Here is a 26,441-nt window from a genome sequence, read left to right as displayed (position 1 = left end):
ATGTTTAAACGTTTCCTGATGATGGCAATGCTGGTTATTGCCCCGGTTGCAGCCAATGCGGCAGCAGATCAAACCAATCCTTATCAGCTGATGAACGAAGCGGCAGGGAAAACCTTCACCCGGCTGAAGACCGAGCAGCCTAAAATCAAACAGGATCCTGACTATCTGCGTCAGATCGTGCGTGAAGAGCTGTTGCCGTATGTGCAAATCAAATACGCCGGCGCGTTGGTGTTAGGTCGCTATTACAAAGATGCGACGCCTGCGCAGCGCGATGCGTACTTCAAAGCCTTTGGTGATTATCTGGCACAGGCCTATGGTCAGGCGCTGGCGCTGTATAACGGGCAGACTTACCAGATTGCTCCTGAGCAATCCTATGCAGACAAAACCATTATCGCGATCCGCGTCACCATTGTTGATCCGAACGGTCGTCCACCTGTGCGTCTGGATTTCCAGTGGCGCAAAAACAGCCGCAGCGGCGACTGGCAGGCGTATGACATGATTGCTGAAGGGGTAAGCATGATTACCACTAAGCAAAATGAGTGGAGCGACACGCTGCGTCAGAAGGGCATCGATGGCCTGACCGAGCAGCTGAAGTCTTATGCTAAACAGCCTATCACGTTGGATAAACAGCAGTAATGAGCGATCAACTGAGCTGGCGTCTTGAGGCAAACCAGTTACATTTGTCCGGCGAACTGCAGCGCGAAACCCTGTTAGCGCTGTGGAAGCAGCGCGAGACGGTAATGAAACAGATCGATACAATCGACGTTTCTGAACTGGATCGGGTTGATTCGGCTGGGCTGGCGCTGCTGGTCCATCTGCGGCAGATAGCATTACAACAGGGCAAAGCGCCCCAATTTACGGGCATCAACGATAAACTTCATTCGTTGATTACCCTGTATAACTTGCAGCAGATCATTGTTTCCCGCGGATAAAATGCCTGGCGGAAACTGAACAGAAAGAGCCCCTGCACCGTCAGGGGCTTTTTGCTTGTTTAAGATAGCGGCACTTTCCACTAATATGTGTGCCTGTTTATCATCTATTAAATTTAGAAGCCTCATGGAAACTAGTGAAATTCAATCCGTGCTGATGGGCGCGTTACCGTTGCAGGAAGTCCACGTTACTGGCGATGGCAGCCATTTTCAGGTTATCGCGGTAGGCGAACTGTTTGCCGATCTCAGCCGGGTCAAAAAACAGCAGACTGTCTATGCACCGCTGATGGCGTATATCGCTGACAACCGCATGCACGCAGTCTCAATCAAAACATTTACCCCTGAAGAGTGGGCGCGCGACCGTAAGTTAAACGGTTTTTAAGCTGTTTCGCTGTGGTCACCGCGCAAGATCGTGGTGAGGCGAACAGACCTTTATTTTTTTAAAAGAGAGCTGGTGCAATGGATAAATTTCGTGTGCAGGGTCCGACCCGTTTAAGCGGGGAAGTCACTATTTCCGGCGCAAAAAACGCTGCGCTGCCGATCCTGTTCGCCGCTCTGCTGGCGGAAGAGCCTGTAGAGATTCAGAATGTCCCGAAACTGAAGGACATCGATACCACCATGAAGCTGTTAAGCCAGCTGGGTGTTAAGGCTGAGCGTAACGGTTCTGTGCATCTGGATGCCAGTGACGTCAATATCTACTGCGCACCTTATGATCTGGTGAAAACCATGCGCGCTTCCATCTGGGCGCTTGGCCCGCTGGTGGCCCGTTTTGGTCAGGGGCAGGTTTCTCTGCCTGGCGGTTGCGCCATCGGTGCCCGCCCTGTTGACCTGCACATTACCGGTCTGGAACAGCTGGGTGCTGAGATCAAGCTTGAAGAAGGCTATGTGAAAGCGTCCGTCGATGGCCGTCTGAAAGGCGCACATATCGTGATGGACAAGGTTAGCGTTGGCGCGACCGTTACCATCATGAGCGCAGCCACACTGGCTACCGGTACGACGGTTATCGAGAATGCTGCGCGCGAGCCAGAAATTGTGGACACCGCGAACTTCCTGAACACCTTAGGTGCGAAAATCACCGGTGCCGGCAGCGACCGTATTACCATTGAAGGCGTTGAGCGTCTGGGCGGCGGAGTTTACCGCGTTCTGCCCGACCGTATTGAAACGGGAACCTTCCTGATTGCTGCGGCGATTTCTGGCGGAAAAGTCCTTTGTCACGCGACTCAGCCGGACACGCTGGATGCCGTACTGGCTAAGCTGCGTGAAGCCGGTGCAGAAATTCAAACCGGTCCGGACTGGATCAGTCTGGATATGCATGGCAAGCGGCCTAAAGCAGTCAACTTCCGCACTGCGCCGCATCCGGGCTTCCCAACGGATATGCAGGCTCAGTTCAGCTTGCTGAATCTGGTGGCAGAAGGCACCGGTGTGATCACCGAGACCATCTTCGAAAACCGCTTTATGCACATCCCGGAGCTGATCCGTATGGGTGCGCATGCTGAGATAGAGAGCAACACCGCGATTTGTCATGGTGTTGAGAAGCTCTCCGGTGCTCAGGTGATGGCGACCGATCTGCGTGCGTCAGCCAGCCTGGTTCTGGCAGGTTGTATCGCAGAAGGCACCACAATTGTTGACCGTATTTATCATATCGACCGTGGCTATGAGCACATCGAAGATAAACTGAAGGCGCTGGGCGCGAACATTGAGCGCGTGAGCGGCGAAGAGTAATTTTTTCGTCCTCAGCAATGAAAGGCGGTAGGAAACTACCGCCTTTTTTTATTACCTCATCAGCCCTTTGCGGTCGATAAGCTTTTTCGTGATGGGATGGTAATAGCGGCTTGGCCAGATCTCGGCGGGATGAATTTGCAGCGCATCCGCAATCAGCCACTCACCTTTTGGCCAGGGGCGAAATAGCGCATTGGCGAGTGTCGATGAGCAGAGTCCAGCATCGCGTGAAACCCCTGCCAGACTAGTTCCCTTTTTGCGCAGGCTCGCAATAATGTCTGCGTTGTGCCAGTCATCTTTAAATTTGACCATTTGTGTCTCCTCCTTGTACACCTGACTTCTCAGGACATTCCTTTATTAACGGCTGAGCAGCATGGCTATGTTTGGAAACAGTGCCTGCTTTGACTGCTCGTAGTCGTAATACACCGCGAGGCATTTATAGCAACTTCAGGAACTTTGTTTCCAGTATTTTCTAAATGTTAAGGTAACTTTTTGCGAGGAAACGCATAAGTTGCAGAAGTTTTGGCCGGTTAACTGCGCAAGGTATCAGGCAAAGAGGGATGGAGGATGAGTGCAGGACGAAAAGGGCTGGAAAAAGTGGGCAGAGCGCGGTTTCCCGCGCTTAAAAGACTAGTATTCGCGCTGTACTGACATGTGAGCAAGCGCTTCAAGCGCACTGCGCCAGGGTGATTCAGGCAGTGCTTTAAGCGCCGAAATGGCTTTATCCGCTTCATGCTCCGCGGCCTGACGCGTCCATTCCAGAGAGCCACATTGGCGCATGGTTTCCAGAACGGGTTCCAATAAATGGCGTCCGTTGCCCTGTTCAATCGCTTCGCGGATCATCTGGGATTGTTCAGGGGTACCATTGCGCATCGCATGCAGCAGCGGCAGGGTAGGCTTGCCTTCACTCAGGTCATCACCGACATTTTTACCGAGCGTTTTACCATCGGCGCTGTAATCCAGCAGATCGTCGATTAACTGGAAAGCGGTGCCAATGAAGCGGCCGTAGTCCTGCAGCGCTTTTTCCTGCTCTGGCACAGCCTCAGCAAGGATGGCTGAAGATTGGGCTGCCGCTTCAAACAGACGGGCGGTTTTGCTGTAAATCACCCGCATGTAGCTTTCTTCGGTGATATCCGGGTCGTTGCAGTTCATGAGCTGCAGGACTTCGCCTTCAGCGATAACGTTCACTGCTTCAGACATTAGCGCCAGTACCCGGAGCGATCCGAGGCTGGTCATCATCTGGAAAGCACGCGTGTAAATGAAGTCGCCAACCAGCACGCTGGCCGCATTACCAAAAGCAGCATTGGCCGTGGCTTTGCCGCGACGCATGTCGGATTCATCCACCACATCGTCATGCAGCAGCGTGGCCGTGTGAATAAATTCGATCAGGGCTGCTACGGTAACATGCTGTTTCCCGGTGTAATTAACGGCGCGAGCCGCTAAAACAGCGATCATCGGACGGATGCGTTTGCCTCCACCACTGATGATGTAGTAACCCAACTGATTAATGAGGGAGACCTCAGAGTTCAGCTGTTCGAGGATAGTTGCGTTGACGTCCGCCATATCTTGCGCGGTGAGTTCGTTTATCTGTTCTAAGTTCATCAGTCTGTTCAGCTATTGCTCAGTATGCTGCTATGATAAGCGTCTTTACCCGTGCCTGCGGCAGGTTATGTATTACAGATTGTACTGGAAAATCAGCGCAACGAAACAATTGCATTCGCTTAGCGTTTTTTTTCTGCAATACCCCGCATCAGGCACTTGTCATTATCCTGGAAGTTGCGTAGAATTCGCGCCCTATTGTGAATATTTATAGCGCAGCCTGAAACTAAGACGGCAAGCGCGAAAGCGGAGTTTATATGTACGCGGTTTTCCAAAGTGGTGGTAAACAACACCGAGTAAGCGAAGGTCAGACCGTTCGCCTGGAAAAGCTGGACATCGCAACCGGCGAAACGATTGAATTCGACCAGGTTCTGATGATTGCCAACGGTGAAGATGTGTCAATTGGCGCGCCTTTAGTTTCAGGTGGCTTGATCAAGGCAGAAATTATTGCTCATGGTCGCGGCGACAAGATCAAGATTGTTAAGTTCCGTCGTCGTAAGCATTACCGTAAGCAGCAGGGTCACCGTCAGTGGTTTACTGACGTGAAGATCACTGGCATCAGCGCGTAAGAGGAGATCTGACAAATGGCACACAAGAAAGCTGGCGGCTCCACTCGAAATGGTCGCGATTCCAATGCAAAACGCCTCGGCGTTAAGCGTTTCGGCGGCGAATCTGTTCTGGCAGGTAGCATCATCGTTCGTCAGCGTGGAACCAAATTCCATGCGGGCACCAACGTAGGCTGCGGCCGTGACCACACTCTGTTTGCAACTGCAAACGGCAAGGTCCAGTTCGAAGTGAAAGGCCCGAACAACCGTAAATACATCAGCATCGTTGCTGAGTAAGGTTTTCGTGCCTGAAAGCGGTACCTGATACCGCTTTCAGCAGCGAATCTAAAAGCCCCGCTATGATTGCGGGGCTTTTTACATTCTGCGTTCTGCCCCGGCGTAATTACGTCTGAGGGTTCACAGCAAAGGTCACTTTTGCTGTACACTTTATATTCAGCTGCACGATGTCTTGAGGCGGATCCCCTTTCTGGAATCGACGTGAAGACAGCTTTTGCGGCGCCAGAAACCCAGTTTCCGTCACCAGGCACACCAGCTTGCTACGGCGGATCACTCCCGGACACGCGTCACCTTGCCAGCGTCGGGCGAATGATTTACGGAGAAGTAACATGAAGTTTGTTGATGAAGCGACGATACTCGTCGCTGCGGGCGATGGCGGCAATGGCTGCGTCAGCTTCCGTCGTGAGAAATATATCCCAAGAGGCGGTCCGGACGGCGGCGACGGTGGTGACGGCGGCGATGTCTACATGCAGGCCGATGAAAACCTCAATACCCTGATTGACTACCGTTTCGAAAAATCTTTCCGTTCAGAGCGTGGCCAGAATGGTCAGAGCCGTGATTGTACCGGCAAACGTGGTCAGGACATTATTATTAAAGTGCCGGTCGGCACCCGTATCATCGATCAGGGCACTGGCGAGACGCTGGGCGACATGATGACGCATGGTCAGATCCAGATGGTCGCGAAAGGCGGCTGGCATGGTCTGGGCAACTCCCGCTTCAAATCCTCCGTAAACCGTTCTCCTCGTCAGAAAACGATGGGGACCAAGGGTGAAGTGCGTGATATTCAGCTGGAACTGATGCTGCTGGCTGACGTGGGTATGCTTGGCTTGCCGAATGCCGGTAAATCAACCTTTATCCGTGCGGTGTCCGCCGCGAAACCAAAAGTGGCTGACTATCCGTTTACCACGCTGGTACCAAGCCTCGGCGTGGTTCGTATGGACACTGAACAGAGCTTTGTGATCGCCGATATCCCGGGTCTGATCGAAGGGGCATCTGATGGCGCGGGTCTGGGTATTCGCTTCCTTAAGCACCTTGAGCGCTGCCGTGTGCTGTTACACACCATCGATCTGGCGCCAATTGATGAATCCGATCCGATTGAGAATGCCCGCATCATCCTCGGTGAGTTGGAAAAATACAGCGAGAAGCTCTTCAACAAACCGCGCTGGTTAGTGTTCAACAAAGTTGACCTGCTGGACGAAGAAGAAGCGGAATCTCGTGCTAAAGCGATTGCTGATGCGCTGGGCTGGACAGATAAATACTATCTGATCTCTGCTGCCAACCGTACTGGCGTAACGCCATTGTGCTGGGATGTGATGTCCTTTATCAACGCCAATCCAAAAGAAGCGGAAGAAGCACAGAAGCAGCCTGAGAAAGTCGAGTTCATGTGGGATGACTATCATCGCCAGCAACTCGAAGAAGCTGAAGCAGAATCTGCTGTTGAAGTGGAAGACGACGACTGGGATGACGACTGGGATGAAGAGGACGACGAAGGCGTCGAAATCATCTACAAGCGTTAATCCAACAAAAGGACACCCCGGTGTCCTTTTTTTATGTCTGCAGCTCGGGCAATTAAGTCTTTTAAATGGTAAAGATAATTATTATCATCTTTGCCATCCTTCGATTTGCCATGTTTTGACATCGGCGCTTTGCCAACGAGCCTGATAATGACCTCTGCCTTCCTCACGCGTTACCCGCTACTGTTCAGCCTGCTTTTGATCCCCTTTCTCGCCCAGGCTGATGCCCGTCCTGACTGGCCGCGCCATCTTTCAACCTCAAAGGGGGAAGTTGTGCTTAAGCAGCCGCCGCGACGTATTGTTTCAACCAGCGTGACGCTTACTGGCTCATTACTGGCGATTGAAGCCCCGGTTATTGCCAGCAGGGTAACTCAGCCTGGAAAACGGCTTGCCGATGATCGGGGGTTCTTTCGTCAATGGGGCGATATTGCCAGCGCCCGCGGGGTAAAACCGTTACCCACAGGGGAAGCCAGTCTGGAAGCCATCGCCGCGCAGGATCCAGATTTGATCGTGGTCAGCGCAACGGGAAAAGACTCAGCTGTCACGCTGTATGACCGCCTTTCGCTGATTGCACCCACGCTGGTGATTAATTACGACCAGCAGAGCTGGCAGCAAACAGAGCGACAACTTGCAAAAGCCACCGGAAAGGAGACCGAAGCGGAGGCTTCTATTCAGTCATTTGCCAGACGAGTCGCTGCCGTCAAAGCGGCAATAGTATTGCCACCGCAGCCCGTCTCTGCACTGGTGTTCAAGCCACAAAGTCAGGCCGCTAATCTCTGGACCCGCGACTCTGCGCAGGGGCAATTGCTGGAATCATTGGGGTTTACCCTGGCCACGGTGCCCGCTGAACTGGCTCAGGCGCAACGGAGGTTGCAACGCAAAGACATTATCCCACTCAGTGGCGAGAGCCTGGTGACGGGGATCAATGGGCAATCTGTATTGATGTTCGCCGCCGATCAATCTGGCAAAGTGGCACTGCTGTCTGCGCCTTTACTGGCGGCGTCGCCTGCCGTTCAGCATCAGCAGGTCTATACGCTGGGGAATGACAGCTTCCGCCTTGACTACTACAGTGCAAACCATCTTTTAACGCGACTTAGGGATCTCTTCGCTGCTCACTGAGTCGGACCATAACCACTTAAGTCCGTCCGTGATCCCTCCGCGCCAGCAGAGGGCATCATGACCGCCGTCAATCTCCCGAAAGCGGACATCAAGGCCAGCATCGACCAGCAGGGGATATAACTGCCGGTTCGAATCAAGAATGATTTTCTCATGCCAGCCTGCATCCAGTGCAATGCGTTGCCCGGGCATTCCGGCAATTCCCTTTACAACCTGTTGTATCAACAACCCTGTCGCTTGCTCAGGTTGGTGATCCCGGCGTGGCCACCAAAAAGATCCTGACTGACTAAGCGCACAGCCAAAGCGTTCAGGCCAGTTCAGCACCGCATACACCGCCGCGAGGCCACCAAAACTCTGTCCAACAACAACGGTATTTTTTGCTTGCCCGGAAAACGCGATTTTCCGCCGCAGTTCGGGTAACAATTCCTGTTGAATGGCCTGCCAGAAGAGCGGATTACAGGGGAGCTCTGCGGCTCTCAGCGAGTTATCCACCGAATCGATAAATATGTATACCGCTTCAGGCAGGTCTCCGCTGCGTGTCAGCGTTGCCAATGGCGCTGCAACAGGTTGACTCATTAGCCAAAATTTCCCGTCAAGCAGGATCACCAGTGGACGATGAAGGGGATTTTCTTCGCCGGTGGCCAGTATCGCCACGTCTCGGGTATTACCCAGTAACACGCTCTCCCAGCTCAAGTTCAGGGTTTCAAGCCGATTATCCTCAGTCTGCCACTCGGGTTGCGCTGGTGCTGCAGGCATATGCAGCGGAGACACCCAGTGACCACGTCCGTTTTGCCAGCCCGCCAGCGGATTGTAACGATCGGGTTGTGCCAGTGGGAATTTCTGCTGCCACCACTGTCTCAGGGAAAGCATCGAAAGCGGTTCGGCGGGCAACTCATCTGCGGTGTCAGGCATCAAAGAGTAACTGCCACGCCAGCCCTGGCTCAGGGACAGAGTGGTCTGCCAGACGTCGGTTCCAGCAATGCGCTTAAGAGAGTGGGGAAGCCCACCACGATGATGGTCGGTTATGCCGATAATGTTCAGCCAGACGTTGCGGATCGCCGAGTGGAACTCATCCCCGTCAGGATCGCGCCAGAGGAAAGTCACTAAGGCGTTTTTTCCCTTTTCCCTGGCGATAAATGGGGTGCCTTGTTGAGCGACAGATTGCCACCAGGCCTCTGTTCCGATTACAGATGTTAAAGCCGTCATAGATTATCAAACCACTGAGTGAACTTTCTGACAAAAATAGAAATGATTGTAATAATCGTATTGATAATTATTTGCATTTGCAATAATGTGTTGCCGCACTTTTGCCAATTTGGCCCGGGTAATTTTGAAGGGCATATTTGTAGGGAAACAGGCTTCATGACCAGATTTTCACGCTTATCACTGACGATTCTCGCAGGACTGGGAGGCGTCGCGCTGGCTCAGGCAGACACCGTTGATGCCAATGGTGGCACGCTGATGGTGACGGCCGCGCAGCAGACGCTTCAGGCGCCAGGCGTTTCGACCATTACGGCCGACGAAATCAAAAAACGTCCTCCCGCCAGAGATCTCTCTGAAATCATTCGGACCATGCCAGGCGTCAACCTGACCGGCAACTCAACCAGCGGACAGCGCGGTAACAACCGTCAGATTGATATTCGTGGCATGGGTCCAGAAAACACGCTTATCCTGATTGACGGTCTGCCCGTTTCCAGCCGCAACTCGGTACGGTTAGGCTGGCGTGGCGAGCGTGATACGCGTGGAGACACCAACTGGGTTCCACCTGAAATGGTCGACCATATTGAGGTGATTCGCGGGCCTGCCGCAGCGCGCTATGGTAACGGCGCCGCAGGTGGCGTGGTGAATATTATCACTAAGCAGGCCAGTAATGAGTGGCATGGTGCCTGGAATAGCTATCTGAATATGCCGGAGCATCGCTCTGAAGGATCGACCAAACGCACCAACTTCTCACTCAGTGGGCCGCTCTCTGATGCCGTCAGCTTTATGCTGTATGGCAACCTCAGTAAAACGCAGGCTGATGCGCAGTTTATCAATGAAGGGCATCAGTCACTGAGAACCGGCACGTATGCTGATACGGTGCCGGCAGGGCGGGAAGGGGTGGAAAATAAAGATATCCACGGCAAATTGCGTTGGGAGTTTGCGCCACGCCAGGTACTGGAATTCAGTGCAGGCTACAGTCGGCAAGGAAATCTGTACGCCGGAGACACGCAAAATACCAATACCAGCGCACTGGTGCAGGACAACTATGGCAATGAGACTAACCGTCTCTACCGTCAGGACTTCGCCACCACGTGGACAGGCGTGTGGGATAACGGCATCAGCACCCGCAGTTATGCGCAGTATGAAAACACGCGTAACAGCCGGATGAACGAAGGGCTGGCAGGCGGTACGGAAGGGATTTTCTCCGACAGCGGCTTCTCCACCATCCAGCTGGATGACGTATTGTTGCACAGTGAAATCAGCGTTCCTTTTGAGCTGTTGGTCAATCAGACCGCAACGTTTGGCGTCGAATGGAATCAGCAACGCATGAAAGACGGGGCTTCCAATACTCAGGCGCTGTCCGGCGGTAACATTGAAGGGATCGGAAGCAGCAACCGCAGCCCTTACTCCTCTGCAGAAATATTCTCGTTGTTTGCTGAAGACAATATCGAGCTCACTGACAGTACCACGCTGGTGCCCGGTTTGAGATTTGATCACCACAGTATTGTCGGTGATAACTGGAGTCCTTCGTTGAACCTTTCACAGGCGCTGGACGATGACTTCACCCTGAAGCTGGGCATTGCCCGCGCCTACAAAGCACCGAGCCTTTACCAGACCAATCCAAATTACGTCCTGTACAGCCGTGGGCAAGGCTGTGCAGACAGTGCCGGCGCCTGCTATCTGATGGGAAATGACGACCTCAAAGCAGAAACCAGCATTAACAAGGAAGTGGGGATCGAGTATAAGCATGAAGGCTATCAGGCCGGGATCACCTGGTTCCGCAATGATTATCGCAATAAAATTGAAGCCGGCTATCAGCCAAGTGGCACCTCAACTTCAGGCGGTACTGATATCTACCAGTGGGAGAATGTGCCCAAAGCGGTAGTGGAAGGGCTGGAGGGGACGGTTAACCTGCCGCTGACTGAATCAGTAAGCTGGAACAACAATCTGACCTATATGCTGCAAAGCAAAAACAAAACGACAGGCGACCGCTTATCAATCATCCCGGAATATACCCTTAACTCGACGCTGGCCTGGCAGGCCACAGACGCGCTTTCCCTGCAAAGCACCCTGACCTGGTACGGTCGGCAGACGCCGAAAAAATATAACTACAAGGGAGAGTCAGTCAGCGGGACGGAGCAATCGACGGTCAGTCCCTACTCCATCGTTGGCTTGAGCGGCACCTACGATGTGAACAAATACGTGAGCGTCACTCTTGGCGTGGATAACGTGCTGGATAAACGTCATTTCAGGGAAGGGAATGCACAAACAACCGGTAATGCCACGACCAATGCGTATATGTATGGCGCAGGGGCGAACACCTATAACGAATCGGGCCGGACCTGGTATATGGGCCTGAACACGCATTTCTGAGGATGGTGGCGGTGGGGACGGACCCCCACCACGGCTAGTTCAGATTTTGCGGCAACCAGCAGGTGGCATTGAGCCCACTTCGATCCTCTCGATTGGTTAATCGCAACTCACCGTGATGGATCTGCGCGATGCGCAGCACAATATTCAGTCCCAACCCACTGCCGCCATAACGTTGATCCATCCTGCGAAACGCTTTTGTCAGGTCGGCTGCCGCTTCAGGATCAATACCTGGCCCTTCATCTCTGACAGTGAAACGGCTGCCGCCGTTTTCACTTTCTGCCAACAGGCTGATATGGCTGCCTTCCGGGCTGTATCTCGAGGCATTCTCCAGCAAATTGCGCACCATCAATCGCAACAGAACGGCATCGCCTTCAGCTTCAAGCGACAGGTCACCTGAGACCTCCAGCGTCTGCTGACGCAGCAATAACATCTCAACCATTTCCTGCTGCAATGGCTGGAAGACACTTTCCCAGCTGACCACCTGATAATGGCCACCGGCCAGAGCCTGACCTGCACGGGACAGCATCAGCAGTTGCTCAATGACATGCATGAGCTGGTCGATGCGTTTCACTAACATCGGACCCTGGGTAACACCCTGTTGCTCCAGCAGTTCAAGGTGAAGCCGTAATCCGGCAAGCGGTGTACGCAGCTCATGTGCGGCATCAGCGGTGAAAAGCCGCTCTTGCTGCAAGGTATGATCGAGCCTGCCCAGTAACTGATTCAGGGCGCGGGTCACTGCAGCAATTTCATCCATGTCAGAGAAATTAGGCAATGGCGTGAGATTATCGGCAGAACGTTCAGACAAGCTATTCTGCAATGACTTCAACGGGCGAATGATCCAGCTGATCGCCCAGAAAGAGAGTAGCAGCGTGAAGCAGACCATCACCACGGAAGGCAGTAACAGTGAGGCTATCGCTTCGCGGATTTCATTTTCGACTCGCTCATTGCGGGCGTGAGCAGAGAGCGTTTCGTTAACCAGGAAACTGATCTGTTCGCGGCTTTCATGCCACAGCCAGGCCGCGCTCATCATCTGACAGGACAGCAGGATCAATGCCAGCATAATCAGCAAACGCCGACGCATACTGTTCAAGTGCGTTCTTCCAGACGATATCCCACGCCACGCACCGTCTTGATGCGGTCTTTGCCCAGCTTGCGGCGCAAGTTGTGGATATGCACCTCAAGCGTGTTAGAGCCGGTATCATCCTGCCAGCTATAAAGGTCTTGTTGCAGCGTTTCACGATGCACCGTCTGGCTGATGCGCATCAATAAACGCGTCAGCAGTGCAAACTCTTTCGGCGTCAGCTCAACAGGCTGATTGTCTATATAAACTTGCTGAGAAGACAGGTTAAGGGAGAGATCGCCCTGTTGCAGCAGGTTATCGCTGCGACCCTGATAACGGCGAATCAAAGCCCGAACTCTGGCCTTCAATTCGGCCAGCGCGAAGGGTTTAACCAGATAATCATCGGCACCGGCATCCAGTCCATCAACCCGATCCTCTAGGGCATCGCGGGCGGTGAGGATCAGCACCGGCAGATCGATAGTCTCTTTACGCCACTGCCGCAGCAGCTGCCTGCCGTCCCGATCCGGCAACCCAAGATCGAGAACAATCAGGCTGTACTGGCCGCTTTGCAGCAGAGCACAGGCTTCAGCGCCATTTTTAGCCGCATCAACCGCATACCCTTCAGTCGTCAGCGCCTGAACCAGTCCGCCCAACAGCAAAGCATCATCTTCAACAACCAGTAGTTTCATAATTGTCAGTTATTTTGGTAAACATCCTTATAAAGCCGGCTCTCAAAGCGGACCAGCGGAATACGTCGCTGGCGCTGATCTTCCGGCGGAACGGCATAGCCAGAAAGATACTGGACGAATGCCACGCGCTGCCCGCTGGCTGTCGTCATAAAGCCAGCAAGGTTATACACACCCTGCAATGAACCGGTCTTGGCTGATACCTTTCCGTCGACGCCTGCTTCATGAAGACCACCACGATAGCGTAACGTTCCGTCGTAGCCGGCGAGAGGCAACATGGAAATGAAATTCAGCTGTTGATCATTTTGTGCAATGTATTGTAACGCTTGCATCATGGTCGCCGGGGAAATCAAATCGTGCCGTGAAAGCCCCGAACCGTCTACCTGAATGCTGTTGCCCAGATCGACATTCGCCTTTTGCCTCAGTATCTGACGCACGGCATCAGAGCCGGCGCGCCAGGTGCCAGGGACGCCAAATCGCTCATGTCCAATGGTGCGGAACACGGTATCGGCAATCATATTGTCCGACTTCTTCAGCATGATCTTCAGCAGATCGTGTAAGGGTGCAGACTGCGTTTCTGCCAGCACGTTAGCTGGCTGCGTGACCTGAGTCTGACGCAGTAAATGGCCGGAATAATCGATATCGGCTGCCTGCAACTCCGCTTTTAACAGGGCACCGGCATAGCTAGCGCCATCCTGAATAGCAAAGGCCAGCGGCAAGGGTTCGGCACGCTGGGTCATACATCCGGTCAGGGTGAAGCGGTTTAATTCGCCTGGCACCACATCCAGCTCACAATACTGTGCATCCGGCGAGCCTTTCGCCAGCGTTCGCACCTGGCTAAACATACTGACCGGATAATAGGAGGCCACGCGGATAAACGCCTTGTCCCCTGGATTCGGTGCGCTGTAAAGCGATACCGAGAAGCAGTTACGGTCAACAATGGCAGCGGCTGGCGGCGCACTAAAGCACTGCGTCAGGTCATTCCACGGCCAGCCTGGGGCTTCGTCGTGGCTGGCAAATACCGACGTATCAATCACCAAATTGCCCTGAATATGCTTCACACCCTGCTTTTTCAGCGTGGTGACCATATTGCGCAAGTCCTGACGCGTCAGCGTCGGATCGCCACCAAAACGGGCCACCAGATCGCCTTGCAGCGTGCCATCATTAATGGTGCCTTTGCTTTCCAGTTGCGTATGAAAACGGTAGTCCGGCCCAAGCTGAAGCAGCGCCGCCAGGGCGGTCAAGACTTTCATCGTACTGGCCGGCAGCGCCATCTGTTTACTGTGGTAGTCAATTGAAGGCGTGGTTGCGCCTATTTTCTGCACAATCAGCGCCAGGTTTGCGCCATCAGGTAAATATTGGGTGTAGTCTTCAACCGAAGCAGCGTGGGCATTCAGCATAAATGCGCAGGCTAAACCGGTAACAATTCGTGAAAATCGCATAATCTCGCGTTTACTGACAGGTGATGCTGACATACTACGGTGCATCGTTGTGGAAAGTAAACGATGACCCATAAGGAACTCTAGGTTAAAATACGTATCAAAATGCAAAACCTCCAGGCCCTGAGCTTCCCTTTGGGTCTGGTTTATTTCGTTTGAAATTCAGTGGCAAGCGCCGCAGAACGCTTTTTCTGCATGAACCTGTCAGGATGACGAAATTTTGCACAGGACAGAGTTTACGAGGTATTGAGATGAATCAGATTCCGATGACGTTAAGGGGCGCGGACAAACTGCGCGAAGAGCTGGAAGAGCTGAAAACCATTAAACGCCCCCGAATTATTGCCTCAATTGCAGACGCACGTGAGCACGGCGACTTAAAAGAAAACGCTGAGTATCACGCAGCGCGCGAAGAGCAGGGCTTCTGTGAAGGTCGTATCCAGGAGATCGAGGCAAAACTGTCTAATGCTCAGGTAATCGACGTCACCAAAATGAACGCGAACGGTCGGGTGATCTTCGGTTCAACCGTCAAGGTATTGAACCTGGATACTGACGAAGAGTCGACTTATCGCATCGTGGGCGATGATGAGGCTGATTTTAAGCAAAATCTGATTTCTGTGAACTCGCCAATGGCGCGCGGCCTGATTGGCAAAGAAGTTGATGATGTGACGATCGTGAAAACACCCGGCGGCGACGTCGAGTATGAGATTTTGAAGATAGAATATCTCTGATTTCTGCTACGCTGAAACTATCACGCGTATTGTAAAGAAAGGAAAAAGGCCGCTATGCGGCCTTTTATCAACATCAGGAGCGTGTCACCTTCTCCGGTCTAAGTTTCAGAATTGTTACCTGATCCTCAGCGCGGAAGGGAGATCTTGCGTTCCTTCGTTGGACGGTACAGTACCAGCATCTTGCCGATAACCTGCACGTTTGCTGCTTTGGTTTCGCGCACGATAGCCTCAACAACCAGTGCTTTCGTTTCACGGTCTTCCGTGGCGATTTTCACTTTGATGAGCTCGTGGTGCTCCAGTGCTTGTTCGATCTCGGCTAGCACCCCTTCGGTCAAACCATTGTTGCCCAGCATGACAACGGGCTTCAGCGGATGGGCCAGTCCTTTCAGGTGCTGTTTTTGTTTGGTACTCAGATTCATCGTATTTTTTACTTACATTGGGATTGAAAACGGGTCATTCTACCGCCATCTCTGGTGTATCACCAAATCGGCTTTGCTGATTTGCGCGGTTTATTTATCGCATGCGTTGAATCATAGTTGGAAATTGTATGACTGGTAAAAAGCGTTCGGCCAGTTCCAGCCGCTGGCTGCAGGAACACTTTAGCGATAAATATGTGCTTCAGGCACAGAAAAAAGGGCTGCGTTCTCGCGCCTGGTTTAAACTCGATGAAATACAGCAAGGTGACAAGCTGTTCAAACCTGGCATGACCGTCGTCGATCTGGGTGCTGCACCCGGAGGTTGGTCTCAATATGTGGTAACGCAGATTGGGTCAAAAGGCCGTGTTATTGGTTGTGATATCCTGCCGATGGATCCTATCGCCGGTGTCGATTTCCTCCAGGGCGATTTTCGTGATGAACTGGTCATGAAAGCGTTGCTGGAACGAGTAGGTGACAACAAAGTACAGGTTGTGATGTCCGATATGGCTCCCAACATGACAGGAACGCCAGCAGTTGATATTCCACGTGCAATGTATTTAGTTGAGCTTGCACTGGAAATGTGTCGTGATGTATTGGCACCTGGCGGCAGTTTTTTAGTAAAAGTGTTTCAGGGAGATGGCTTTGAAGATTACCTCCGGGAAATTCGCTCCCTGTTTACGAAAGTAAAAATTCGTAAGCCGGACGCTTCGCGCTCTCGTTCGCGTGAAGTGTACATTGTAGCGACAGGGCGCAAACTATAGTACCCTACGCTGTCTGTTAACACAGTTGTAATAAGAGGTTAATCCCCTTGAGTGACATGGCGAAAAACCTAATTCTTTGGTTAGTCATCGCGGTCGTGCTGATGTCTGTATTCCAAAGCTTTGGGCCCAGCGAGTCGAATGGCCGTAGGGTTGACTATTCAACCTTCCTGTCAGAAGTGAACCAGGATCAGGTCCGCGAGGCACGTATTAACGGGCGTGAAATCAACGTTGTCAAAAAAGACAGCAACAAATACACGACTTACATTCCTGTCAACGATCCCAAGTTGCTTGATAACCTGTTGACTAAAAATGTGAAAGTGGTTGGCGAACCGCCAGAAGAACCGAGCCTGTTGGCGTCGATCTTCATCTCATGGTTCCCAATGCTATTGCTTATTGGTGTCTGGATCTTCTTCATGCGCCAGATGCAGGGCGGGGGCGGCAAAGGGGCAATGTCCTTTGGTAAAAGCAAAGCCCGCATGCTGACGGAAGATCAGATCAAGACTACCTTCGCTGATGTTGCCGGTTGCGACGAAGCGAAAGACGAAGTGGCTGAGCTGGTTGAATACCTGCGTGAGCCAAGCCGTTTCCAGAAACTGGGCGGTAAAATTCCGAAAGGCGTTCTGATGGTCGGGCCTCCGGGTACCGGTAAAACGCTGCTGGCGAAAGCCATCGCCGGTGAAGCTAAAGTGCCTTTCTTCACTATCTCCGGTTCTGACTTCGTTGAAATGTTCGTTGGTGTGGGTGCATCCCGTGTTCGCGACATGTTTGAACAAGCCAAGAAAGCCGCGCCTTGCATCATCTTTATCGATGAGATCGATGCAGTCGGTCGTCAGCGTGGCGCTGGTTTAGGCGGTGGTCACGATGAACGTGAGCAGACGCTGAACCAGATGCTGGTTGAGATGGATGGTTTTGAAGGTAATGAAGGCATCATCGTCATCGCCGCGACTAACCGTCCAGACGTACTTGACCCGGCGCTGTTGCGTCCAGGCCGCTTTGACCGTCAGGTTGTTGTAGGCTTGCCAGACGTTCGAGGCCGTGAGCAGATCCTGAAAGTGCATATGCGTCGCGTTCCATTAGCGACCGACATTGAAGCATCCGTTATTGCCCGTGGTACGCCAGGCTTCTCAGGTGCCGATTTGGCTAACCTGGTCAACGAAGCTGCGCTGTTTGCAGCCCGTGGTAACAAACGCGTTGTGTCGATGGTTGAGTTCGAAAAAGCGAAAGACAAGATCATGATGGGTGCGGAACGTCGCTCCATGGTGATGACAGAATCGCAGAAAGAGTCGACGGCCTACCACGAAGCCGGTCACGCGATCATTGGTCGCCTGGTGCCGGAGCATGATCCGGTGCACAAAGTGACCATCATTCCTCGTGGCCGTGCATTAGGTGTGACCTTCTTCCTGCCTGAAGGCGACGCGATCAGCGCCAGCCGTCAGAAACTGGAAAGTCAGATTTCTACCCTTTACGGTGGCCGTCTGGCAGAAGAGATCATCTACGGTGTTGAGCGTGTTTCTACCGGTGCTTCTAACGACATCAAGGTAGCCACCTCAATAGCGCGTAACATGGTAACGCAATGGGGCTTCTCAGAGAAACTGGGCCCGCTGCTGTATGCTGAAGAAGAGGGTGAAGTGTTCCTCGGTCGTTCAGTGGCTAAAGCGAAGCACATGTCTGATGAGACCGCGCGTATCATTGACCAGGAAGTGAAATCACTGGTTGAAGGTAACTACCAACGTGCACGTCGTATTCTGAACGAAAACATGGACATTCTTCACGCGATGAAAGATGCGCTGATGAAGTATGAAACCATTGATGCTCCACAGATCGATGACCTGATGGCACGCCGTGAAGTGCGTCCACCACAGGGTTGGGAAGATCCGGGCAGCACCAATAATTCTGACAGCAACGGTACGCCTAAGGCGCCGCGCCCGGTTGATGAACCGCGCACGCCTAATCCTGGTAACACCATGTCAGAGCAGCTGGGCGACAAGTAATTTACTTGTTCGTTTAAGCTCACTCCAAACCCCGGCGCTGTCCGGGGTTTTTTATATCTACAATTTCATTACCCGGTCCAACTGACCTGCTGAACCCGTTTGGAGACTTACCGTTATGAAGCTTTACGCCAGAGACACCATCCTCGATCTTTCCCATCCTCATGTGATGGGGATCCTGAATGTGACCCCGGATTCTTTCTCTGATGGCGGCAAGCATAACGATTTGGTTCAGGCGCTGACCCATGCCAACGAAATGATCAATGCCGGTGCCACCATTATTGATATCGGCGGCGAATCCACGCGTCCTGGCGCATCGGAAGTCAGTGTTGAGCAGGAGCTGGAACGGGTTATTCCGGTGGTTGAGGCTATTTCTCAACGTTTTGAAGTGTGGATTTCGGTCGATACATCAAAACCAGAGGTGATCCGGGAATCCGCAAATGCCGGTGCGCACATCATCAATGATATCCGTTCACTGCAGGAGCCCGGTGCTTTGGAAGCGGCGGCGGCAACGGGCCTGCCGATTTGTCTGATGCATATGCAGGGCGATCCGGGCACCATGCAACAATCGCCGAAGTACAAACAGCTGCTGCAGGATGTGGACGCCTTTTTTGTGCAGCACATCGCCAGATGCGAAGCCGCCGGGATCAAAAAAGAGCAGTTGATCCTCGACCCGGGATTCGGTTTCGGTAAGAATCTGTCCCACAATTATCAGTTGCTGGCCCATCTGGCTGATTTTCACCGGTTCGGCCTGCCACTGCTGGTCGGCATGTCCCGTAAAAGTATGATTGGGCAACTGCTGAATGTTGGCCCGTCGCAGCGGCTGACAGGCAGTCTGGCCTGCGCGGTAATCGCCGCGATGCAAGGCGCGCAAATCCTGCGCGTTCATGATGTTAAAGAAACCGTCGAAGCGATGCGCGTCGTCGAAGCAACACTGTCAGCGAAGGAAGAGTAACGCTATGAGCAACCGTAAGTATTTTGGTACCGATGGCATCCGCGGCAAAGTGGGTGAGTCTCCTATTACACCTGACTTCGTGCTGAAGCTTGGCTGGGCAGCGGGTAAGGTGCTGGCACGCAATGGCTCAAAGAAAATTATCATCGGTAAAGATACGCGCATTTCTGGCTACATGCTGGAGTCGGCCCTTGAGGCAGGCCTGGCGGCGGCAGGATTATCGGCAGCCTTTACCGGACCAATGCCAACCCCAGCCATTGCCTATCTGACCAGAACCTTCCGTGCCGAAGCGGGGATTGTGATTTCGGCTTCGCACAATCCGTTTGATGATAACGGTATCAAGTTCTTTTCCATCGAAGGCACCAAGCTGCCAGATGACGTGGAAGAGGCGATCGAAGCGGAGATGGAGAAACCTATCACCTGCGTAGAATCTGCAGAGCTGGGACGTGCCAGCCGCATTGTTGATGCAGCCGGCCGCTACATCGAGTTTTGCAAAGGTACCTTCCCAAGTGAACTCAGCCTGAATGGCATGAAGATTGTGGTGGACTGCGCCAACGGTGCCACCTACCACATCGCGCCAAACGTCCTGCGTGAACTCGGCGCGACGGTGATCACAATTGGTGTTAATCCTGATGGCATGAACATCAACAAAGAGTGTGGCGCCACCGATGTCCGCAAGCTGCAAGAACGCGTGTTGTCGGAGAAAGCGGACGTGGGGCTGGCCTATGATGGCGATGGCGATCGCATCATGATGGTGGACCATCTGGGCCATAAAGTGGATGGCGATCAGATCCTGTATATCATTGCCCGTGAAGGCTTACGTCAGGGACAACTGCGCGGTGGTGTCGTCGGTACGCTGATGAGCAACATGGGGCTTGAACTGGCGCTTAAGCAACTGGGTATTCCGTTTGCGCGTGCAAAAGTGGGCGACCGCTACGTGCTGGAAAAACTGCAGGAAAAAGGCTGGCGTCTGGGCGCTGAAAACTCCGGCCACGTCATCCTGTTGGACAAGACAACTACCGGTGACGGTATCGTGGCAGGTTTGCAGGTACTCACTGCGATGGTGCGTAACCACATGACTCTGCACGATCTGTGCAGCGGCATGAAGTTGCTGCCACAAATCCTCGTTAACGTGCGCTTCAGTGGAACAACCGATCCGCTGGAAGATGCAACGGTCAAAACGGTCACTGCAGAAGTCGAAAAAGAGCTGCAGGGTCGTGGACGGGTGTTGCTGCGTAAATCAGGCACTGAACCGCTAATCCGCGTGATGGTTGAAGGCGAAGATGAAGCGCAAGTGACGGCGCTGGCACACCGGATTGCCGATGCGGTGAAGGCGGTCTGATAAGCCAGAAAAGGACGGTAGATGAGTGATTTACCAGCAATTCATTGCTCATTTGCCGTTTTTTTCCGCAATCAGATGCCTGGTGCTAAATTGCCCTTGCGCAGTCAGGCGGCTTTGGTTAGTATTCACACCCGCTTCTGATGGGTAGTGACAACGCTATCTCTCTAACTGGTTTGAAGCTTTTTGATGTGCGGCTACCGCGCAAGGAAACAGGTTAATTATGTACGAAGCTCTCTTAGTTGTTTTCCTTATTGTTGCAATCGGCCTTGTAGGTTTGATCATGCTTCAGCAAGGTAAAGGCGCTGATATGGGCGCGTCATTTGGTGCAGGCGGTTCGGCAACGCTGTTTGGTTCTAACGGTTCAGGTAACTTTATGACCCGTATGACCGCAGTATTGGCAACACTGTTCTTCATCATTAGCTTGATTCTGGGTAACCTCAACTCCAATAAGACTCAGAAAGGAAGCGAGTGGGAAAATCTGACTCAGCCTGCACAGTCGCAGCAGAGCCAGCCAGCTAAACCGGCAACCCCGGGTAGCGATATCCCACAGTAAGCAGTAAATGCAGTGATTTCGACACGACAGAAATAAAAAAGTCGTCACTTTAGTGCCGTGGTGGTGGAATTGGTAGACACGCTACCTTGAGGTGGTAGTGCCCGCATGGGCTTACGGGTTCAAGTCCCGTCCTCGGTACCAAACTTCAGTATTGCTTGCGTTTTACGCAAGATCGGCGTAGTATTTGCCACGTTATTTCGGACGCGGGGTGGAGCAGCCTGGTAGCTCGTCGGGCTCATAACCCGAAGGTCGTCGGTTCAAATCCGGCCCCCGCAACCACTTTCCCTTAGAGTTCTTTTTCAAATATACTGTATGCATCGAACGGCGCATCTCAGCAGATTTTGAAAAAAATTCTTTTGGATTGTGCCGAACCGCCAGATTTTTGGCGTACAGGGTCCAGTCGCATAAAGCCCCGATTTATCGGGGTTTTTTGTTATCAGGAAACAGCATACTGGGCTATTAAGCCCTTTTTTTATGTCTTGGGGGTGGCCTTGTCCACATTAGAGCAAAAATTAACTGAGCTGATCACAGCACCTGTAGAGGCGCTGGGCTACGAACTGGTCGGTATCGAGTTTGTACGCGGTCGTACATCGACGTTGCGCATCTATATTGATAGTGAAAATGGCATCAATGTTGACGATTGTGCTGATGTTAGCCACCAGGTAAGTGCCGTATTCGATGTCGAAGACCCGATTACTGTCGCTTATAACCTTGAAGTCTCCTCACCAGGCCTTGAGCGCCCACTCTTTACCGCTGCGCATTACGCACAATTTATTGGCGAAGAAGTGAGCCTGGTGCTGCGTATGGCCGTTCAAAACCGCCGCAAATGGCAGGGAATCATTAAATCTGTAGAAGGTGAAATGATCACTGTTGCTGTTGAGGGTAACGACGAAGTGTTCGCGCTGAGCAACATTCAGAAAGCGAACCTGGTTCCCCACTTTTAAAAGTCCGGATTGAGGCATACCAGGATGAACAAAGAAATCTTAGCTGTAGTTGAGGCTGTGTCGAACGAGAAATCACTCCCGCGCGAAAAGATTTTCGAAGCGCTGGAGAGCGCACTGGCCACGGCGACCAAGAAAAAATACGAGCAGGAAATTGAAGTCCGTGTCAGCATTGACCGCAAAAGCGGCGATTTCGACACCTTCCGCCGTTGGGTTATCGTTGACGAAGTGACTATGCCAACGCGTGAAATCACGCTGGATGCAGCTCGCTACGAAGACGAAGCGCTTAATCTGGGCGAATACGTAGAAGACCAGATCGAATCTGTGACCTTTGACCGTATCACCACCCAAACCGCGAAACAGGTTATCGTGCAGAAAGTGCGCGAAGCTGAACGTGCGATGGTTGTCGATCAGTTCCGTCAGCAGGAAGGTGAGATCATCACCGGCGTGGTTAAGAAAGTTAACCGCGACAACATCTCTCTGGATCTGGGCAGCAACGCAGAAGCCGTCATCATTCGTGAAGACATGCTGCCACGTGAAAACTTCCGTCCGGGCGACCGTATTCGTGGTGTTCTGTACGCAGTGCGTCCAGAAGCGCGCGGTGCTCAGCTGTTTGTCAGCCGTTCCAAGCCGGAAATGCTGATCGAACTGTTCCGCATTGAAGTGCCAGAAATTGGCGAAGAAGTGATTGAGATTAAAGCCGCCGCGCGCGATCCGGGCTCACGTGCCAAGATTGCGGTGAAAACCAACGACAAACGTATCGACCCAGTTGGTGCATGCGTCGGTATGCGTGGTGCGCGAGTTCAGGCAGTATCCAGTGAGCTGGGTGGTGAGCGTATTGATATCGTACTGTGGGATGACAATCCTGCGCAGTTCGTGATCAATGCCATGGCCCCTGCGGATGTTGCCTCTATCGTGGTGGAGGAAGATAATCACACCATGGATATCGCTGTTGAAGCCGGTAACCTGGCTCAGGCGATTGGCCGTAATGGTCAAAACGTACGTTTAGCCGCACAGCTGAGTGGCTGGGAGCTAAACGTAATGACGGTCGACGATCTGCAGGCGAAGCACCAGGCTGAAGCCCATGCTGCCATCGACGTCTTTACCAAGCATCTCGATATTGATGAAGACTTTGCTACCCTTCTGGTTGAAGAAGGTTTCTCTTCTCTTGAAGAACTGGCATATGTTCCGATCAACGAGCTGTTGGAAATTGACGGTCTGGATGAAGAGACAGTAGAAGCGCTGCGCGATCGTGCGAAAAATGCGTTAACAACCCTGGCGCTGGCGAAAGAAGAGAGCCTGGGCGACAACCAGCCGGCAGAAGATTTGCTGAATCTGGAAGGTCTTGATCGTGAGCTGGCATTCAAGCTGGCAGCGATTGGCGTCTGTACGCTGGAAGATCTTGCCGAACAGGGTGTTGACGACCTGACAGATATTGAAGGCCTGAACGATGAACGGGCTGGTGAGCTGATTATGGCTGCACGCAATATCTGCTGGTTCGGCGACGACGCGTAATAAACTGTAGCAGGAAGGAACAGCATGACAGATGTAACTGTAAAATCGCTGGCCGCAGAGATTCAGACACCGGTAGAACGCCTGGTACAGCAGTTTGCTGATGCAGGGATCCGCAAGTCTGAAACTGATTCTGTGACGCAGCAGGAAAAAGAAACGCTCCTGACCCATTTGAATCGCGATCATAACGGCGGTTCAGGTAAACTGACTCTGCAGCGCAAGACGCGCAGCACCTTGAATGTTCCCGTTACCGGGGGCAAAAGCAAGTCAGTACAAATTGAAGTCCGCAAAAAGCGCACCTATGTAAAAGGCGATCCTGCAGAAGCTGAACAGGCTGAAGCAGAAGAGCAGGCACAGCGTGAAGCGGAAGAACTGGCTCGTCGTGAGGCTGAAGAAAAAGCCAAGCGTGAAGCCCAAGACAAAGCGAAGCGTGAAGCCGAGGAGCAGGCTAAACGTGAGGCAGCTGATAAAGCCAAACGTGAAGCAGCGGAAAAAGATAAAGTGAGCAATCAACCTACTGATGAAGTAATCCGGGCAACGCAGTCTGACAAAGCCCGTCGCGAAGCAGAAGCTGCAGAACTGAAGCGTAAAGCCGAAGAAGAAGCGCATCGCAAGATTGAAGAAGAAGCGAAGCGCGTAGCGGAAGAGGCTCGTAAAATGGCAGAAGAGAAAGGCACCGAGTGGACTGAGGTTAAAGAAGTTGAAGATACTTCTGATTACCACGTAACCACTTCTACCCACGCCCGTGCGGCTGAAGACGAAAACGATGCGAAGGTTGAAGGCGACCGTCGTACCCGTGCAGTCCGCCCGGCTAAAGCGCCACGCTCCAAGAAAGGCAACAAGCATTCTGAAGCGAAAACTGACCGTGAAGAAGCGCGTGCGCAGGTTCGCGGCGGTAAAGGCGGCAAGCGCAAGCCAAGCACCCTGCAACAGGGCTTCAACAAGCCAGTGCAGGCTGTTAACCGTGACGTGATCATCGGCGAAACCATCAGCGTAGCCGAACTGGCTAACAAGATGGCGGTGAAAGGTTCCCAGGTCATCAAAGCGATGATGAAAATGGGCGCCATGGCCACCATTAACCAGGTTATCGATCAGGAAACTGCCCAGCTGGTAGCGGAAGAAATGGGTCACAAAGTGACGCTGCGCCGTGAGAATGAGCTGGAAGAAGCGGTAATGAGCGATCGTGATACTCATGCGCTGCAGGAATCCCGTGCACCGGTCGTGACCATCATGGGCCACGTTGACCACGGTAAAACCTCTTTGCTGGATTATATTCGCTCCACTAAAATCGCCTCTGGCGAAGCGGGCGGCATTACTCAGCACATCGGTGCATACCACGTTGAAACTGACACCGGTATGATCACCTTCCTGGATACCCCGGGACACGCCGCGTTTACCGCAATGCGTGCTCGTGGTGCTCAGGCGACTGACATCGTTATCCTGGTCGTTGCGGCAGATGATGGCGTGATGCCACAGACTATCGAAGCTATCCAGCACGCAAAAGCGGCGAAAGTGCCGGTTGTTGTTGCGGTGAACAAAGTTGATAAGCCAGATGCCGATCCGGATCGTGTTAAAAACGAACTGACCCAGTACGGAATCATTCCGGAAGAGTGGGGCGGCGAGAACATGTTCGTGAACGTGTCTGCGAAAGCCGGTACCGGTATTGATGACCTGCTTAACGCCATCCTTCTGCAAGCAGAAGTGCTGGAACTGAGCGCGGTTCGTCAGGGTATGGCAAGCGGTGTGGTTATCGAATCCTTCCTGGATAAAGGTCGTGGTCCGGTTGCTACCGTGCTGGTACGTGAAGGTACGCTGAATAAAGGCGATATCGTTCTGTGCGGCTTCGAGTATGGCCGTGTGCGTGCGATGCGTGACGAATTGGGTCGCGAAGTGACTGAAGCTGGTCCTTCGATTCCTGTTGAGATCCTTGGCCTGTCAGGTGTTCCTGCCGCCGGTGATGAAGCAACGGTTGTTCGTGACGAGAAGAAAGCCCGTGAAGTTGCACTGTATCGTCAGGGCAAATTCCGTGAAGTTAAGCTGGCTCGTCAGCAGAAATCTAAACTGGAGAACATGTTTGCGAACATGACCGAAGGTGAAGTTTCCGAACTGAACATCGTGCTGAAAGCTGACGTTCAGGGTTCTGTCGAAGCTATCTCCGACTCGCTGCTGAAGCTGTCCACTGATGAAGTGAAAGTGAAAATCGTGGGTTCAGGCGTAGGTGGTATCACCGAAACTGACGCCACGCTGGCCGCGGCTTCTAACGCTATCCTGCTGGGCTTCAACGTGCGTGCCGATGCTTCTGCTCGCCGCGTAGTGGATACCGAAAGTCTGGATCTTCGTTACTACTCCGTGATCTATAATCTGATCGACGAAGTTAAGCAGGCGATGAGCGGTATGCTGGCGCCTGAGTACAAGCATCAGATTACCGGTCTGGCTGAAGTGCGTGACGTGTTCAAATCACCTAAGTTCGGCGCTGTTGCTGGCTGTATGGTGACTGAAGGTAACATCAAACGTCACAACCCAATCCGCGTACTGCGTGACAACGTGGTTATCTACGAAGGCGAGCTGGAATCCCTGCGCCGCTTCAAAGATGACGTCAACGAAGTCCGTAACGGCATGGAATGTGGTATCGGCGTGAAGAACTACAACGATGTGCGTGTTGGCGATATGATCGAAGTCTTCGAGATTATCGAGATCCAACGTACTATCGATTAATGGTCGCCTGAAAACAGTGACTTATTTGGGAGGCCGTTGTGCCTCCCGAATTA

General features: G+C 52.7%; 25 protein-coding genes and 2 tRNA genes. 20 read left to right on the top strand and 7 right to left on the bottom strand.

Annotated features, from left to right (window positions below):
• The 4 genes from mlaC (at position 1) to murA (ending at position 2,651) form a co-directional block, all read left to right on the top strand.
• Positions 1-636: a phospholipid-binding protein MlaC gene (gene mlaC / locus E2F51_RS04475; RefSeq protein ID WP_013204042.1), complete on the top strand. Its 636-nt coding sequence runs from the start codon at positions 1-3 to the stop codon at positions 634-636.
• A complete protein-coding gene (mlaB, locus tag E2F51_RS04470) occupies positions 636-932 on the top strand; it encodes a lipid asymmetry maintenance protein MlaB (RefSeq protein ID WP_013204041.1) in 297 nt (98 codons plus the stop codon). The genes mlaC and mlaB overlap by 1 nt, the downstream gene beginning before the upstream one ends.
• A 124-nt stretch (positions 933-1,056) precedes the next feature.
• Positions 1,057-1,311, top strand: a complete 255-nt coding sequence (gene ibaG / locus E2F51_RS04465; protein ID WP_013204040.1) for a BolA family iron metabolism protein IbaG — start codon at positions 1,057-1,059, stop codon at positions 1,309-1,311.
• A 77-nt stretch (positions 1,312-1,388) separates the two neighbouring features.
• Positions 1,389-2,651 carry a UDP-N-acetylglucosamine 1-carboxyvinyltransferase gene (gene murA, locus E2F51_RS04460; protein WP_013204039.1) on the top strand — a complete coding sequence of 421 codons (1,263 nt, stop codon included), beginning with the start codon at positions 1,389-1,391 and terminating at the stop codon, positions 2,649-2,651.
• Between the two features lie 51 nt (positions 2,652-2,702).
• Here murA and E2F51_RS04455 read toward each other — a convergent pair whose 3' ends face one another.
• The gene (locus E2F51_RS04455) at positions 2,703-2,960 is read right to left on the bottom strand and encodes a helix-turn-helix transcriptional regulator (RefSeq protein WP_013204038.1); all 258 of its coding nucleotides are present in this window, start codon (positions 2,958-2,960) and stop codon (positions 2,703-2,705) included.
• A gap of 318 nt (positions 2,961-3,278) precedes the next feature.
• Complete coding sequence (gene ispB, locus E2F51_RS04450) at positions 3,279-4,250, bottom strand: octaprenyl diphosphate synthase (RefSeq protein ID WP_106381970.1); 972 nt, start codon at positions 4,248-4,250, stop codon at positions 3,279-3,281.
• A 254-nt stretch (positions 4,251-4,504) separates the two neighbouring features.
• Between ispB and rplU the strand changes: the two genes are divergently transcribed.
• The 4 genes from rplU (at position 4,505) to fepB (ending at position 7,722) form a co-directional block, all read left to right on the top strand.
• Positions 4,505-4,816: a 50S ribosomal protein L21 gene (gene rplU, locus E2F51_RS04445; RefSeq protein ID WP_013204036.1), complete on the top strand. Its 312-nt coding sequence runs from the start codon at positions 4,505-4,507 to the stop codon at positions 4,814-4,816.
• A gap of 15 nt (positions 4,817-4,831) precedes the next feature.
• Positions 4,832-5,089 carry a 50S ribosomal protein L27 gene (gene rpmA / locus E2F51_RS04440; RefSeq protein ID WP_013204035.1) on the top strand — a complete coding sequence of 86 codons (258 nt, stop codon included), beginning with the start codon at positions 4,832-4,834 and terminating at the stop codon, positions 5,087-5,089.
• Between the two features lie 329 nt (positions 5,090-5,418).
• The gene (cgtA, locus tag E2F51_RS04435) at positions 5,419-6,606 is read left to right on the top strand and encodes an Obg family GTPase CgtA (RefSeq protein WP_134822856.1); all 1,188 of its coding nucleotides are present in this window, start codon (positions 5,419-5,421) and stop codon (positions 6,604-6,606) included.
• A gap of 147 nt (positions 6,607-6,753) precedes the next feature.
• A complete protein-coding gene (fepB, locus tag E2F51_RS04430) occupies positions 6,754-7,722 on the top strand; it encodes a Fe2+-enterobactin ABC transporter substrate-binding protein (protein WP_134822855.1) in 969 nt (322 codons plus the stop codon).
• Here fepB and fes read toward each other — a convergent pair.
• On the bottom strand, positions 7,687-8,925 hold the full coding sequence (fes, locus tag E2F51_RS04425; RefSeq protein WP_134822854.1) for an enterochelin esterase: 1,239 nt from the start codon (positions 8,923-8,925) through the stop codon (positions 7,687-7,689). The two genes, fepB and fes, sit on opposite strands and share 36 nt — an antisense overlap.
• A gap of 156 nt (positions 8,926-9,081) precedes the next feature.
• Here fes and E2F51_RS04420 point away from each other — a divergent pair, with 156 nt between their 5' ends.
• Positions 9,082-11,295 carry a TonB-dependent siderophore receptor gene (locus E2F51_RS04420; protein WP_013204030.1) on the top strand — a complete coding sequence of 738 codons (2,214 nt, stop codon included), beginning with the start codon at positions 9,082-9,084 and terminating at the stop codon, positions 11,293-11,295.
• 34 nt (positions 11,296-11,329) lie between these two features.
• On the opposite strand, the gene pmrB is transcribed toward E2F51_RS04420, so the two are convergent.
• Genes pmrB through dacB form a run of 3 tightly spaced genes read right to left on the bottom strand, consistent with a single transcriptional unit; the run spans position 11,330 to position 14,483 of the window.
• Entirely contained in the window at positions 11,330-12,385 is a 1,056-nt protein-coding gene (gene pmrB, locus E2F51_RS04415; protein WP_134822853.1) for a two-component system sensor histidine kinase PmrB, read from the bottom strand.
• Positions 12,382-13,044, bottom strand: coding sequence for a two-component system response regulator PmrA (gene pmrA / locus E2F51_RS04410; RefSeq protein WP_013204028.1), 663 nt, complete (start codon positions 13,042-13,044; stop codon positions 12,382-12,384). The genes pmrB and pmrA overlap by 4 nt, the downstream gene beginning before the upstream one ends.
• 5 nt (positions 13,045-13,049) lie before the next feature.
• Entirely contained in the window at positions 13,050-14,483 is a 1,434-nt protein-coding gene (dacB, locus tag E2F51_RS04405; RefSeq protein ID WP_013204027.1) for a serine-type D-Ala-D-Ala carboxypeptidase, read from the bottom strand.
• 248 nt (positions 14,484-14,731) lie between these two features.
• Between dacB and greA the strand changes: the two genes are divergently transcribed.
• Positions 14,732-15,208 (top strand): transcription elongation factor GreA, encoded by a 477-nt coding sequence (gene greA / locus E2F51_RS04400; RefSeq protein WP_013204026.1) that lies wholly within the window; start codon positions 14,732-14,734, stop codon positions 15,206-15,208.
• 125 nt (positions 15,209-15,333) lie between these two features.
• Here the strand turns inward: greA and yhbY are convergent, their stop codons facing one another.
• Positions 15,334-15,627, bottom strand: a complete 294-nt coding sequence (gene yhbY / locus E2F51_RS04395) for a ribosome assembly RNA-binding protein YhbY (RefSeq protein WP_013204025.1) — start codon at positions 15,625-15,627, stop codon at positions 15,334-15,336.
• 128 nt (positions 15,628-15,755) lie between these two features.
• Between yhbY and rlmE the strand changes: the two genes are divergently transcribed.
• From rlmE to infB, 10 genes are all read left to right on the top strand, one after another.
• Positions 15,756-16,385 (top strand): 23S rRNA (uridine(2552)-2'-O)-methyltransferase RlmE, encoded by a 630-nt coding sequence (gene rlmE, locus E2F51_RS04390; protein ID WP_053145041.1) that lies wholly within the window; start codon positions 15,756-15,758, stop codon positions 16,383-16,385.
• A 56-nt stretch (positions 16,386-16,441) separates the two neighbouring features.
• On the top strand, positions 16,442-18,376 hold the full coding sequence (ftsH, locus tag E2F51_RS04385) for an ATP-dependent zinc metalloprotease FtsH (RefSeq protein WP_013204023.1): 1,935 nt from the start codon (positions 16,442-16,444) through the stop codon (positions 18,374-18,376).
• A 115-nt stretch (positions 18,377-18,491) separates the two neighbouring features.
• Entirely contained in the window at positions 18,492-19,328 is an 837-nt protein-coding gene (gene folP / locus E2F51_RS04380) for a dihydropteroate synthase (protein ID WP_134822852.1), read from the top strand.
• 4 nt (positions 19,329-19,332) lie between these two features.
• Complete coding sequence (gene glmM, locus E2F51_RS04375) at positions 19,333-20,667, top strand: phosphoglucosamine mutase (protein ID WP_013204021.1); 1,335 nt, start codon at positions 19,333-19,335, stop codon at positions 20,665-20,667.
• Positions 20,668-20,887: 220 nt separating this feature from the next.
• Entirely contained in the window at positions 20,888-21,220 is a 333-nt protein-coding gene (secG, locus tag E2F51_RS04370; protein ID WP_013204019.1) for a preprotein translocase subunit SecG, read from the top strand.
• A gap of 54 nt (positions 21,221-21,274) precedes the next feature.
• A tRNA-Leu gene (locus tag E2F51_RS04365) sits at positions 21,275-21,361 on the top strand.
• Between the two features lie 61 nt (positions 21,362-21,422).
• Positions 21,423-21,499 (top strand) — tRNA-Met (locus tag E2F51_RS04360).
• Positions 21,500-21,711: 212 nt separating this feature from the next.
• The gene (gene rimP / locus E2F51_RS04355) at positions 21,712-22,164 is read left to right on the top strand and encodes a ribosome maturation factor RimP (protein ID WP_041692438.1); all 453 of its coding nucleotides are present in this window, start codon (positions 21,712-21,714) and stop codon (positions 22,162-22,164) included.
• A 24-nt stretch (positions 22,165-22,188) separates the two neighbouring features.
• Entirely contained in the window at positions 22,189-23,676 is a 1,488-nt protein-coding gene (gene nusA / locus E2F51_RS04350; RefSeq protein ID WP_134822851.1) for a transcription termination factor NusA, read from the top strand.
• A 24-nt stretch (positions 23,677-23,700) separates the two neighbouring features.
• Positions 23,701-26,388, top strand: coding sequence for a translation initiation factor IF-2 (infB, locus tag E2F51_RS04345; protein WP_013204016.1), 2,688 nt, complete (start codon positions 23,701-23,703; stop codon positions 26,386-26,388).
• Positions 26,389-26,441 lie beyond the last annotated feature (53 nt).

The sequence above is a fragment of the Erwinia sp. QL-Z3 genome (assembly GCF_004551645.1).
GTDB lineage: Bacteria > Pseudomonadota > Gammaproteobacteria > Enterobacterales > Enterobacteriaceae > Erwinia > Erwinia billingiae.
Note: the sequence above shows the minus strand (reverse complement) of the source record. Positions and strands in the feature narration are given on the sequence as shown.